General features: G+C 59.0%; 14 protein-coding genes and 6 tRNA genes. 10 read left to right on the forward strand and 10 right to left on the reverse strand.

Annotated elements, in window-relative coordinates; genetic code table 11:
• Positions 1–7: 7 nt before the first annotated feature.
• The 3 genes from HDE76_RS03575 (at position 8) to HDE76_RS03585 (ending at position 1,029) form a co-directional block, all read left to right on the forward strand.
• Positions 8–316, forward strand: coding sequence for a lysozyme (locus tag HDE76_RS03575; protein WP_343205653.1), 309 nt, complete (start codon positions 8–10; stop codon positions 314–316).
• Positions 313–501, forward strand: coding sequence for a hypothetical protein (locus HDE76_RS03580; protein WP_184505444.1), 189 nt, complete (start codon positions 313–315; stop codon positions 499–501). Before HDE76_RS03575 ends, HDE76_RS03580 begins: the two co-directional genes overlap by 4 nt.
• 117 nt (positions 502–618) lie before the next feature.
• Positions 619–1,029 (forward strand): response regulator, encoded by a 411-nt coding sequence (locus HDE76_RS03585; protein ID WP_184505446.1) that lies wholly within the window; start codon positions 619–621, stop codon positions 1,027–1,029.
• A gap of 379 nt (positions 1,030–1,408) precedes the next feature.
• On the opposite strand, the gene HDE76_RS03590 is transcribed toward HDE76_RS03585, so the two are convergent.
• The gene (locus HDE76_RS03590) at positions 1,409–1,654 is read right to left on the reverse strand and encodes a hypothetical protein (protein ID WP_184505449.1); all 246 of its coding nucleotides are present in this window, start codon (positions 1,652–1,654) and stop codon (positions 1,409–1,411) included.
• A 269-nt stretch (positions 1,655–1,923) separates the two neighbouring features.
• On the opposite strand from HDE76_RS03590, the gene HDE76_RS03595 reads away from it, so the two are divergent.
• From HDE76_RS03595 to HDE76_RS03615, 5 genes are all read left to right on the forward strand, one after another.
• A complete protein-coding gene (locus tag HDE76_RS03595) occupies positions 1,924–2,343 on the forward strand; it encodes a hypothetical protein (RefSeq protein WP_184505451.1) in 420 nt (139 codons plus the stop codon).
• Positions 2,344–3,342: 999 nt separating this feature from the next.
• Positions 3,343–3,615, forward strand: coding sequence for a hypothetical protein (locus HDE76_RS03600; protein ID WP_184505453.1), 273 nt, complete (start codon positions 3,343–3,345; stop codon positions 3,613–3,615).
• 63 nt (positions 3,616–3,678) lie between these two features.
• Positions 3,679–3,978: a hypothetical protein gene (locus tag HDE76_RS03605; RefSeq protein ID WP_184505455.1), complete on the forward strand. Its 300-nt coding sequence runs from the start codon at positions 3,679–3,681 to the stop codon at positions 3,976–3,978.
• Positions 3,979–4,197: 219 nt separating this feature from the next.
• Positions 4,198–4,812, forward strand: a complete 615-nt coding sequence (locus HDE76_RS03610; protein ID WP_184505457.1) for an antirestriction protein ArdA — start codon at positions 4,198–4,200, stop codon at positions 4,810–4,812.
• Positions 4,812–5,078 carry a hypothetical protein gene (locus HDE76_RS03615; protein ID WP_184505459.1) on the forward strand — a complete coding sequence of 89 codons (267 nt, stop codon included), beginning with the start codon at positions 4,812–4,814 and terminating at the stop codon, positions 5,076–5,078. The genes HDE76_RS03610 and HDE76_RS03615 overlap by 1 nt, the downstream gene beginning before the upstream one ends.
• A 57-nt stretch (positions 5,079–5,135) precedes the next feature.
• Here the strand turns inward: HDE76_RS03615 and HDE76_RS03620 are convergent, their stop codons facing one another.
• Positions 5,136–5,480 (reverse strand): hypothetical protein, encoded by a 345-nt coding sequence (locus HDE76_RS03620; protein WP_184505461.1) that lies wholly within the window; start codon positions 5,478–5,480, stop codon positions 5,136–5,138.
• A gap of 1,168 nt (positions 5,481–6,648) precedes the next feature.
• On the opposite strand from HDE76_RS03620, the gene HDE76_RS03625 reads away from it, so the two are divergent.
• Positions 6,649–7,029 (forward strand): MarR family winged helix-turn-helix transcriptional regulator, encoded by a 381-nt coding sequence (locus HDE76_RS03625; protein ID WP_184505463.1) that lies wholly within the window; start codon positions 6,649–6,651, stop codon positions 7,027–7,029.
• Positions 7,030–7,103: 74 nt separating this feature from the next.
• Positions 7,104–8,342, forward strand: coding sequence for a site-specific integrase (locus tag HDE76_RS03630; protein ID WP_184505465.1), 1,239 nt, complete (start codon positions 7,104–7,106; stop codon positions 8,340–8,342).
• 42 nt (positions 8,343–8,384) lie between these two features.
• Here the strand turns inward: HDE76_RS03630 and HDE76_RS03635 are convergent.
• The 8 genes from HDE76_RS03635 to rlmE all read right to left on the reverse strand — a co-directional run bounded on the left by HDE76_RS03635 (position 8,385) and on the right by rlmE (position 12,254).
• Positions 8,385–8,470 (reverse strand) — tRNA-Leu (locus HDE76_RS03635).
• 254 nt (positions 8,471–8,724) lie between these two features.
• A tRNA-Lys gene (locus tag HDE76_RS03640) sits at positions 8,725–8,800 on the reverse strand.
• Positions 8,801–8,821: 21 nt separating this feature from the next.
• Positions 8,822–8,898 (reverse strand) — tRNA-His (locus HDE76_RS03645).
• A gap of 15 nt (positions 8,899–8,913) precedes the next feature.
• Positions 8,914–8,990 (reverse strand) — tRNA-Arg (locus HDE76_RS03650).
• A 25-nt stretch (positions 8,991–9,015) separates the two neighbouring features.
• Positions 9,016–9,092: transfer RNA gene (locus HDE76_RS03655), tRNA-Pro, on the reverse strand.
• Between the two features lie 174 nt (positions 9,093–9,266).
• A tRNA-Arg gene (locus HDE76_RS03660) sits at positions 9,267–9,343 on the reverse strand.
• 311 nt (positions 9,344–9,654) lie between these two features.
• Positions 9,655–11,607, reverse strand: a complete 1,953-nt coding sequence (gene ftsH / locus HDE76_RS03665) for an ATP-dependent zinc metalloprotease FtsH (protein ID WP_179476902.1) — start codon at positions 11,605–11,607, stop codon at positions 9,655–9,657.
• Entirely contained in the window at positions 11,604–12,254 is a 651-nt protein-coding gene (gene rlmE, locus HDE76_RS03670) for a 23S rRNA (uridine(2552)-2'-O)-methyltransferase RlmE (RefSeq protein WP_184505467.1), read from the reverse strand. The genes ftsH and rlmE overlap by 4 nt, the downstream gene beginning before the upstream one ends.
• Between the last annotated feature and the right edge of the window lie 59 nt (positions 12,255–12,313).

Genomic DNA, 12,313 nt, shown 5'->3' on the forward strand with positions numbered 1-12,313 from the left:
TCTCCGCATCACCCCTGAGCGCTCCCGTGCGCTCCTCCAGGCCGATCTTCTGACCGCCGTGACCTGCGTGAACCGCTACGTCCGCGTGGCTCTCACAGAGGCTCAGTGGATCGTCCTGGTGTCCTTCGTGTTCAACGAGGGACGCACTGCTTTCGTGACCTCCACCCTGCTCCGCCTGCTCAATGCCGGCGACTACGCAGCAGTCCCTGGACAGCTTGTGAAGTGGAACAAAGAAACCATCAACGGCGTTCTCGTCGTCAACAACGGTCTCGCGAATCGTCGTGCTGCCGAAATCAAACTCTGGAATAGCAAATGAAAGCTCTGACTCAATTCCTCGCCGATCACTCTTGGGCCTGGGTAATCTTCAAGTTCACCGTCCTGCCCGTGGTGGCCGTCTACGAAATCTGCAAGGATCGCCTGCCGGCCATCGTCGCTGAGTACCACAAGGACGTGCTGCAGATCGACGCCGACCTGGCCGCCTATCGCGCGTCTAAAACTTGAAGGCGGTCGCGCGCACTAGCCGCCAAACTCGCGCTTAGTGAGAAAACCCACCTAATTGGCCAAATAGGGGCTAGTGTGTCTATTGGGGAACTTACGTGGCGCTGGAGCGCTTGTGACATGGAAAAGCTCTGCGTGCTTATAGTTGAAGATCATCCAGCTGTGCGAGATTCAATCGAGTGGGTAGTCGAGCAATGGCCCGACGTAGAAATTCTTTCAGCCGAAAACTTCATCAGTGCTGCAATCTGGATCAATACTACCCCGAGGATCGACCTGCTTCTGGCGGACGTCAATCTCCCTGGTCAAATGGGCGGGGTAGAGATTGCAGAATTGGCTCTACTCACGTATCCATCGATAGCGATCGTTTTGTTTTCTGCAGACGACGTTTCAGAGATCGAAGGTATGCACCCTGCCTACGAGTTTGTTCGTAAGCCGTTTGGTGTCGAACAGTTAACTAGACATATCGACAACGCGTTCTTGAAACTGCAGGCGGATTCAGAGCTTGCGCTCTCAAAAGCAATGCTGGCGTAGGCCAGGGTGCCAAGCTCCCTAGCAAGAACGCCACACTAGCCATGAGCGTCGGCTGTGGGACAGCACATAACTCTAAGAGCTTCGTTTGAAGACTAACGACCGTGCGTCGATGTAAAGCGATTTCATATAGCCGTCCAGCGCGCGTGGAGGCCCAATGCCCGCTCAGGCACTTTGATATTAGTCCAAGAGACTCCAAGGTCTCGTAAAGAGTCTTGTCGTGCATTCGGTTGTTCACCCACGACAGATGTCTTTCAACACTTCCGCTTCAAGTTTCGTCAAGGCCATGACTCCGCTCCGGTCAAAAATGGTCACGCTGCGCTAAGCGCGCGGCGATTGTAAGAGCGAGTTTGTCGAGGTATCGTCAAGGACGATTAAGGCTCTAACCATCGCACGGTGCAATGTCTTGATTAGGATTAATCCCGTGCGTTACCAGGATCGCGTCGATCCGCTCCTGAGCCCAGTCGCGCTCGTGCGGTCCCACGTTCTCGGTAATGTCGTCCGCCTCGCTGGCGAACAGACACCAGAATGTGTCGTTGTGCCCGTGCTCCAAGAACCAGAAGCTCGTGTGTCTGTCTAGCACTTTCAGCTTGTCTTTGATCTGCTGTCTTGTAAGGAACGCTGCCATCTCTGCTCTCCTCTTTTGGGGACTGTGAGTGCCCGTCTGTGATCGCTGGATCAAAGAGGACAATCACCCCTTCCCACCCCTGCAAGTTCTTGCGTATCATACCAAGGAAGGCACTGCCAGGGTCTGATGAAGGAGATCACCCCCTCCTCTCCTGATGACTCTAGTGGTGCTCCTTATGTACTCATTAGGTGCTCTTGCTCTCCTCCTTCTCCTCTCTGCTCCTATGCTAGTGGTTTTACTATTACCCTTTTAGATTCATGGAGTTACAGATGTACCGTCTGCTGCCCCTTTTGGCCCTCCTGGCCCTCGCTGGATGCACCACCTCGATGCCCAAGCAGCAGGCGCGTGTGGATGCCAAGCTGATCGGCCAGCCCTACTCGACCGCTACGGCGCGCATGGGCAAGCCCGACATCAACCAGCCGTTCCCTGATGGCGTCCGTCGTCTCCAGCGGTTCTCCCTCAGCTCCTCGATCCGTGTGCTCCCCTCGGTAACCACCTCGACCTACCACGGCACCATCGGCCTCACGCCGGTCAGCGGGACAGTGCGGAGTGTCTCCTATGAGGATGGCTACGCGCGCACCGCCTACTGTGATCTGTCCATCGTCACTGACCGCTCCCAAACGATCATCGCCACGACGCTCCTGGGCGATGCTGACGAGTGCGGTCCTGCTCTCACGAAGGTGCTCTGATGGTCCCTGCGGGGGCCTGAAATGTTAGGCAGAGATTTTCGTTGGGGTATCAATGCTGAAGGATCGCACGCGCGCCCCCGTGCCCGCGTCAATGATCGCGCGCCTCGCGTCGTGACGTGAAGAACCACACGCGCACTGTGCTTCATTCTCGGCACCTGATGGCACCTCGGCCGGCACCTGATGCCCCTAGATGGCCCTGCTACGCCATCCGCACGCCCTCCTGTATCCGATGCGCTATCCCTAGCGGCCCGCCTGATGCCCTGATGTGCCCCTGATGAGCCTGCTAGGCCACGGCATGCGCCGCAATGTGCGCTTGCTTGTCTGTTCTCATCTGTAGTTTTGCCCAACGCCCTGCCCGCACGGCTCATGCTGTGCACTTGCTGTGCCCTTGCTGTGCCTGCACGGCTCATGGCCTGCCCTGATGTACCCCTGAAGACTCCGCACGGCTCACGCTGCAGCACGCACGGCCCTAGCTGTGCCCTTGCTGTGCCCTGATGACTCCGCACGGCCTGATGTGGCTATCTGTTTTTTTTGCGATTGCCTAAAATCAAGTCTTGACACAAAGGAATTTGATGGTAACGTAGTCATCAAGCCACGGCATGAAGCCACCGGCCCGCACCGCATCCAACGCGCTGCGCAGTGAAGGAGCACAGGGCACCACGGGCTTCCCTAGGGATAACGCGGAGCGGCAAGGGAAACGAAGGCATCCGGCAACGGCGCTGCTAAGTGGATCGAACCGCGAATGACGGCATACCGTCGCCCTGCTAGGCACTGATAAAGGGAACTTGCTGCAACGTAATACTTGACACACCGCAAGCCTTGATTTAAGATTCGCTCCACGGTCAAGGCAACACCGACCGACATCTGACACCAGCTATTCACGACCCAGCGGCGCTACCAAGCGTGCCTGATGGCGATGCTCTGAGACACATGAGTGCCTCACACAGTGCCCTTTCGATCCTGAGAGGGCACTTCCTGACTCACTCACTGGAGAACGCGATGGATAGCGAAACACGCTTCAAGGGCCGTAGAAGACAACGCCACGGCAGCAGGTTAACCAAGGGGAACGCAATGCTGGATCACGAATGTAGCAAGCCCGTGCATGAGCTGAAGGGTGAGTACGTCAAGCACAAGGAGACAGCGCGCAAGGTCTACATGGTCGAGTGCTACCGCTCCGACATGAAGCGCTGGCAACTGGTAGACGCGGAGGATGCGAACCGCTGGCTGTACGTCAAGCCTGGAACTGTCCTGTTCGCTGGGTTCACTTACTAGGCACAAGCGCAGCCCCTTCGATTCTGAGGGGGCTTCACTGGTTCCTATTCACTGGAGAGCGCAATGCGCAACTACATGGAGGCGCTACAGCACGGTCACCCGATGGCTGCGGCGCGCATGGTGAGGCGGGAGAGGTATGCATGGCCGGGAGGCTATGCGCTGGCGCTGGTTACCACTGACGGCGGCGTGCTGTGCCCGGATTGCGTCCGGGATCAGTGGGCGAGCGTGTCGTGGTCGCACCGCGTCGGCTGTAGTGACGGCTTCCGGCCGGCTGCGGTGACTGCGGAGTGCGATACCGATGAGGGGGTCACTTGTGACCACTGCAGCCGCGTCATTTTCGAGGGGTTCTCTGATGAGGATTGACCGCAACCCGTACCCGTTCCACACCCGCCAACCGCAGCGGCCCGCCGTGTCCATCGGATACCAGCCGGCACCTGCTAGGCCCCTGCACGGGAAGCGCCGCGCACTGGCGGGCACGGTGGGTTACCTATTCGCCGTGACCGTGGCCGCTAAGGCACTACTCGGCTTCTTTGCGCCTTAACGCTTGACTTATCGGGAGACTTGACTATGGCACGGATATACGTGGCATCCCTGAGCGACTACAACGCGGGGCTTTTGTTGGGCGAGTGGATCGACCTTGACGGCAAGGATGCCGACGACGTGCAAGGGGAGATCGCGGCCATGCTGCGGACTTCAAAGCATCCGAACGTTTCCGTGGCGTGCCCCATCTGCGAGGGCACGAAGGAGCACCACCATCCGCTGACCGACCTGCACAACTACGCGTCTGTGGTCCCTTGTCTTTACTGCAAGGGAACCGGCAAGGTTCCAAGCGCGGAGGAGTGGTCGATTCACGACTATGACGATTGCCCGGACATGGGCGAGAACCCGTCGCTGGAAGACCTGTGCGAACAGGTGCGCTTGGTTGAGGAGCACGGGGACGCGTGGCGGGCCTACATCGAGTGGCGTCACGTCAATGACGTGAGCGAATCCGACTTTGAAGACTGCCGTGCCGGGGAGGCCGACAGCGAAGAAGACTGGATCGACAACTTCCTAGAGGAGACGGGGGTGCTGGATGAGATGCCCGAGAACCTGCGGAGCTACTTCGATTCATCGCGCTACCTGCGCGACATGGAGCTAAACGGCGACGTGTCGTTCGAGTACGTCAACGGCACCACTTACGCCTTTTGGAACCACTGATGAAACCGACTGAAACCACTGCCGCGCTAATCGAGGCGCGCAACCAGCTCATCGCGCTGAACCTCGATGTCCTGTTCCTTTCGGGCATCGACGTGGCGCTCTACAGCTACACCGAGGGGAAGCGGGAGCACCTGCGGCGCGTGACTCTGCACGCTGAAGACTTCGCGCCGGTCAAGGAGGCGCTGCAGGAGTGCGTGCGGCTCGCTATCGAGCGGCGCAAGGATTCGCTGCGGCGCGATCTGGCGGACATCGACGCGAAGAAGTGAGGCATAGCCACGATAGGCACGAACGACGGCGATTAGGATCAAATTTGGCTGTTGGAATCAGGCGATAGAAATCCGCGGCAGGTATTTAGAGGACGGCCGCTCTTCAGCACCTCTCGCTAAGGCTTCCTTGACCTCATGAGGCGGAATGGGCTTCACAAGACAGAGGACATCTAGCTTTGCCTTCACGCGCAGATAAAGCTCGTCGTCGAGCTTCATGCGGCCTGCGCGCACTTCTCGTTCCATGATCTTCCGAAGCACACAATCGTTGACCATTCCAGACAAGGTTGATGCCTCACTCACGAGGAGGCAGTGGTACTCTGTCCGGTGAAGGGATTTAAGCAACCGAAGCTCTTGGAACGTGCCTGCTTGACCTTCCAAATGTCGACTGAGCTCGAATCGCATGCCCAGGAGTTCCTCTCTGCGCTCTATCGACTGCGCTCGGGCATATTCGGCCCTGATCCAATTACGGACCTTCTGCGCGACGGAATATAGGTCGTCACTTTGACGTACGTCACACATAAGGGCTCCACACCATATGGTTGACAGAAATGAGGGGAATGTAGTTTTACCTGGGCCTTAATGGAATTGTGTGAATTTGATCGTAAAGTTACGTTTAGTGCGCGGACTCGGCAGGATCTGAAGCCTTTAGGCTATCGTCCACCCACTGCTTACCCCAGGCTTGTGCGTACTCGACGGCGGCCTTCTTTGATATGAGAGTGAGGTCGCCGGGAGTATCGGCCACGACGACATCGTGTGGCCCGCTGTAATTCACAACGGCCGCTGATGCACTCCAGCCGCCGCACTGCATCTGACAGGGCACGCAGATCAGTAGGAAACCTCGATAGCAGAAGGTCTCTTCGTCGCGCTCTTGCATACCGGCAGCTCCGAATAGTTGCCCGCCTCATCGACTGGCGCCGAGGGGTGACTACAGCCGTCTGACTCAGCGGGCAGGCCGACAGCATACCCCTCTCTTTCACTCAATCAAGTCAGCCTGCACCACGCTGAGGCGTAGGTGTGAGCGAAGGAAACTCAATGAAGAATCGAACACACTACCCGACCCCCTTAATCGCCCTAATGGTCGCCCTGGCCCTAGGGGGCTTCGCGGTATCCATCACGCAGTCGAGGGCCGTCGCTGCTGCCTTTGTCCTTCTCTACGTCGCGGTCTTCGCCGGCTGGCTGGTGATGACGTTGCGAAACAGGAGCTAAACGATGAGTCCCTTTTCAGTGTGGGAGAGATTTAATTCTCTCCTTGATACGACGCAGGGCGTCACGCCGGATGAAGTGATCGCAAGGACTTGCGGCACCACAGCATCGGATGACGACGAAATGTGACGCTGAACGCGTCTTGCGTGAAAAACCCGTGATGCCACAATCTATCGAACGATCAAGGTCTGACTAGGAAGCCGAAACATGCTCCACCATATCCCCGCCGTTACGCTGCAACTCATTGAACTGTCGAGAGGTTTCCAGTTCTACTTTGAACGTCCCACCCCGTTGAGCATAGTCATTGCCTTCGGTATCGCAAGGCTCTACATTTCGTGGGAGCCAGTACCTCCAATCAGGATTCCCGATGACACACCTCACGCCAACGGATGCATCGCGCATCATGTTCGCGCTGCTCCAGAAGATACGACGGGACGTAGAGGGAGGCTCGAAGTTTACGCTTGCCAACGCCTCGACTTTGTTCGCAGCCCTGAAGAACCCCGGCGCGCTGCAAACTGACATCTATCGAGAGGTGGGCGGCGTGAAAGACTCCGCCATCTCTCGCCAGTTCGATCTACTTGAGGGCCGAAGCCGTCTAACACCGGACGCGCCCTCCACGGGTCTCATCACGCGCGAGCGTAGTGGAGCCAGCCGCACGAACAACGCCATTGTGCTGACCCCGGAGGGCGAGAAGTTCGCCGCCGAGTTCGCTGAACTATTCAATCGTCTGCTGGACGCCCGCACGTAGCCCGCGCCGCACGATCAAATCCTGTCACCTCTTAACCCGCCCATGTGGCGGGTTTTTTTATGGGAGAAACCCTGATGTCGCTGGAACTCAAAGGCACGCTGAAAGCCGGTCAAGCTGACCGCCGCTACTACATGATCCGCGTCCAGGTGGACGGCCGACGCGAGGTAATGTCCTCTGGCACTCGCGACCGCACGGCCGCGCTGGTGAAGGAGCAGGCCATCGTCAACGCGCTCAGGGCGCATCCGAACATCCCGAAGGCGGACTTGATCGCCATGACTCGCGGTGACTCCTCCGCGATGCACAGGGCAGCTCTGAAGCAGTCCAACGGGATCACGCTGCACGACGCGTTTGCACGCTGCTTCGCTGACCCGGAAGTGTGGCGCAACATCAAGGCACGGAAAGGGTACGAGTCGCTGTGCAAGGAGATCGAGCTTCACTTCGGCGCAGACCGCCCGCTGCAATCCATCAAGCTGAAGGAGTGCAAGGACTTCGGGACGAAGCTGCTGGACAGCGGCGCGGCCCCGAGCACGGTGAATAAGCGACTGGCCTGTCTCTCCAAGGTGTTCAACGTCTTCCGGCACGCTGAGGACGGCTACCCGAACCTCCCTGTGCTCACGATGCTCTCCGACAAGAACCCACGGACGTACAGCGCGAGCCTGCGGGACGAGGAGGCGCTGTTTGCGGCCGTCGCGAGTCTCGATGAGGCCCGTGTAGGCCCCAAGGGTGGCCCACCGCGTAAGAAGGACGCCTACAAGTACCTGCGGCTGTTCAAGGTGCTTGTGGAGACCGGCATGCGTCTCGGTGAGGGCCTGCGGATTCGCTGGGAGGACATCGTGGTGGACACGGCGGACGGGACTTGGCTCATCAAGGCTCACCGCCGCGAGGAGCTGAAGAACAAGAAGGCGAAGACGGTGCCGGTTACGGGCATGGCGCGCGAAGTGCTGCAGGAGATGCTGGCCCTGCCCGCCGCCGAGAAGCATCGAGTCGGCCCCTTCGGCGATCTGCGGAAACGTCGGGCGCAGCACATCTGGACGGCGGCTAAGAAGATGGCCGGGATCACGAACAAGGAGTGCGTCATCCACGCCCTGCGCCACACGCTCGCTACGCGTCTCCTGAAGGCGACGGGGAACCTGGTGTTGGTTAGCACCTGGCTGGGCCACACAACGACGCAGACGACGAGTGACACCTATGCCCACGTCGAGTCGGACAGCCTCATAGAAGGCGCTGCGGCACTCACGAAGCTCCGTGGCACCTTATCTGATTCCCTTCAAGCCTCCCGAGACAGGGATAGCGCACCGGAAATCAACTCTTGACACATCGGGCGGTCTAACTGCCTGATTTAACAACGATTGGCTTGGTGCGAGAGGGGGGACTCGAACCCCCACGATGATTAGTCGCCAGAACCTAAATCTGGTGCGTCTACCAATTCCGCCACTCTCGCGCGCCAACCACGGAAAACTCGCGCAACCACAGGAATGCCAAGCCTATTTCTCCGCCAATCGCCGCTGAGAATTAGCCCCACCCCGCCTTTGCCGCGCTCGTCTAAGTCGATGATTCCCTTATACGAAAGCGCTCCATTTTACGGTTCCACGACACCGCAGCACAAGCCGCCTATTCAAGCCGATGGCGCGACACCGGCGCTTTACTTCTCTCCAAGAAAAAAGGGACCTGCGCAAGCGCAAGTCCCTTTCGAATTGGTGGGCCGTGAAGGATTCGAACCTTCGACCAATTGATTAAGAGTCAACTGCTCTACCAACTGAGCTAACGGCCCGATGAAACTGGGCTTTGAAACTGGGGTGGATGATGGGATTCGAACCCACGACAACCGGAATCACAATCCGGGACTCTAACCAGCTGAGCTACACCCACCATAAATCTTGAAACTGGTGCGCCCGACAGGACTCGAACCTGCAACCGTCGGCTTAGAAGGCCGATGCTCTATCCGGTTGAGCTACAGGCGCAGTCACTACCAGAAGAACGCGTTGCTGGTCGGGGCAGAGGGATTCGAACCCCCGACTTTTGCGTCCCAAACGCAACGCTCTACCAGACTGAGCTATACCCCGCAACGATCGATCGAAGATTTCAACTCATCGAAGCCTTCAAATGTTACGGGTGACACCGCGATCCGTCAATCCGTATCGAAGCACGCACCTTGTATCTATACCTAATATCTCTACGAGAAAACCGCTTCCCGTAAAAACAAAACGGGGTGCAAGCACCCCGCCTCGCCGTGTAAATGGTGCGCCCGGAGAGATTCGAACTCCCGACCACCTAGTTCGTAGCCAGGTACTCTATCCAACTGAGCTACGGGCGCACTGAAAACGTCTGACTGCTGCAACAATGTTTGGGCATCGATGCGGCGAACCAAGAAGCGGAATTATTCAGACTCCGCACCCATGCGTCAACACTTTTCGTCAAAAAATTTCATTTAGGCGACATCATCAAAGGCCGAAGTTACGCTGCGATGGCGTTTTGCGCGGCATGCAGCTTGATGGATGGCTAGGGTCAGCGTGTGGAACGGCGAAAAACAGAAAGGCGACACGATGGCCGCCTTTCTATCAACCGCTTTCGAATATGCGCGAAGCGCTTTCGTACCCAGCAAGAAAGCTTCGGCCTCGCCCAGCCTTAGAAGCCAGAACGATTTTGCGCGGCCGGATCGCCCACCTTGCCGATGGGCTGCCCCGCGTCGCTTTTCGGCGGCGGTGGCGGTGGCGTGCTGCTGGTCGGCGGATTCTTGGTCCAGTCGGCAGGCGGACCGGGCTCACGCCCTGCCATGATGTCGTTGATCTGATGCGCGTCGATGGTTTCGTACTGCAGCAACAGCTCGGCCATGATGTGCAGCTTGTCCATATTGGCGGTCAACAGCTCCTTGGTGCGCGCGTAAGCGCGATCGAGGATGCCGCGCACCACTTCGTCGATCTTGCTTGCCGTCTCGTTGGAGATGCTCTTGTGCTGCGTCACCGAGCGGCCGAGAAACACCTCGTCCTCGTCTTCGCCATACGTGACTGGACCCAGCTCGTCGGACAGGCCCCACTTGGTCGCCATGTTGCGCGCCATCTTGGTCGCCCGCTCGATGTCGTTGGACGCACCCGTGGTCACCTTGTCGGCACCGAAGATCAGCTCCTCAGCCACACGACCGCCGTAGAGCGAGCAAAGCTGCGACTGGATGGCGACGCGATTGATGCTGTACTTGTCACCCTCCGGCAAGTACATGGTGACACCCAGCGCACGGCCGCGCGGGATGATGGTCACCTTGTAAACCGGGTCGTGCTCCGGCACCAGACGGCCGATGATGGCGTGGCCCGACTCGTGATATGCCGTGAGCTTGCGCTCGTCCTCGCTCATTGCCATCGAGCGGCGCTCGGAGCCCATCAGGATTTTGTCGCGCGCCTTGTCCAGATGAACCATGCGCACTTCGCGGGCGTTCTCGCGCGCCGCAAACAGCGCCGCCTCGTTGACCAGGTTGGCCAGGTCGGCGCCGGAGAAACCCGGCGTGCCGCGCGCGATTGTCATGGCATTGACGTCGCTCGCTGTCGGCACCTTGCGCATATGCACTTTCAGAATCTGCTCGCGGCCACGCACGTCCGGCAGACCCACGACGACCTGACGATCGAAACGGCCCGGACGAAGCAATGCCGGATCGAGCACATCGGGTCGATTCGTTGCGGCAATGACGATGATGCCTTCGGTGCCTTCGAAACCATCCATCTCGACCAGCAGCTGGTTCAATGTCTGCTCACGCTCATCGTGACCGCCGCCGAGCCCAGCGCCGCGATGGCGGCCGACCGCGTCGATTTCGTCGATGAAGATGATGCAGGGCGCGTGCTTCTTGGCCTGCTCGAACATGTCGCGCACGCGGCTGGCGCCGACGCCGACGAACATTTCGACGAAGTCGGAACCGGAGATCGCGAAAAACGGCACCTTGGCTTCGCCGGCGATCGCCTTGGCCAGCAGAGTCTTGCCGGTGCCGGGCGGGCCCACCATCAGCACGCCGCGGGGAATCTTGCCGCCCAGCTTCTGGAAGCGACCCGGGTCGCGCAAGAACTCGACCAGCTCGCCCACTTCTTCCTTGGCTTCGTCGCAACCGGCGACGTCGCTGAAATTGACCTTGATCTGATCCTCGCCTTGCAGCTTGGCGCGCGAGCGGCCAAAGCTCATGGCGCCCCGACCGCCGCCGCCTGACTGCATCTGGCGCATGAACCAGATGAACACGCCGACGATCAGCAGCACGGGCAGCCAGCTGATCAGCAGTCCGATCAGCGAGAAGCCTTCCGACGGATCCTGGCGAACTTCCACGCCCTTGTCCTGCATCTGCTTCACCACCTCATTGGTGGAGATGCCGAGCACGGGGGCGACCGTATGGAAAGTGCTGCCGTCTTTCAGCTTGCCGCTGATGGTGGCCGGTTGGTCGGCGCTGATGACGGCCGTCGACACGTTGCCGTTGTCGACGCTCTGCACGAAGGCGCTGTAAGGCAGATCGGAAGAGGAGGATCCGTGCGGATTGAAGCTCTGGAACACGGCGAACAGAACCGCCGCGATGATGACCCAGAGCAATACGTTTTTAGCTGTCTCATTCATTCGCGTTTCTCGCCCGGTTGCACCGAAGAAGGCTTTCTGCCTGTTGCCAGTGCGTACACCTCACGCGAACGGGCGCGTGAGGCCTTTGGTTTACGCATAGTCACGCGGGTGAAGTCCGCGCGCAAGCTGCGCAAGTAATTGTCAAAACCGGCCCCCTGAAACAACTTGATCAGGAACGAACCGCCGGGCTTGAGCCACTGTCGACTGAAGTCCAGCGCCAGCTCGGCCAGATCCATGGCACGGATCTGGTCGGCGAGCGCCACACCACTCATATTGGGGGCCATATCGGACAGCACAAGATCCAGCTTCTGACCGTTTAGTCGGCCCTCCAGCTCACGCAAGACCGACTCCTCGCGGAAATCGCCCTGCAGGAAATCCACACCGGCGATGCTTTGCATCGGCAAAATATCCAGCGCCACCACGGTGCCAGTATCGCCCATCCGCTGGCGCACCAGTTGGGACCAACTGCCCGGCGCCGCGCCCAGATCGACCACGTGAATACCGGGCTTGAGCAGACGATCGCGTTCGATCAGCTCCTCGAGCTTGTAGACCGCGCGCGAACGCAGGCCCTCGGCCTGGGCCTTTTTGACGTAGACGTCGTTGAAGTGTTCGCGCAGCCATACGGCACTGCTTTTGCTGCGGGTCATGGTCGGAGACAGCCAAAAAAGAGGAATTGCTGAAACGCCGAGAAAACACGCGCTGACGG

The organism is Rhodanobacter sp. ANJX3, from assembly GCF_014200755.1.
GTDB lineage: Bacteria > Pseudomonadota > Gammaproteobacteria > Xanthomonadales > Rhodanobacteraceae > Rhodanobacter.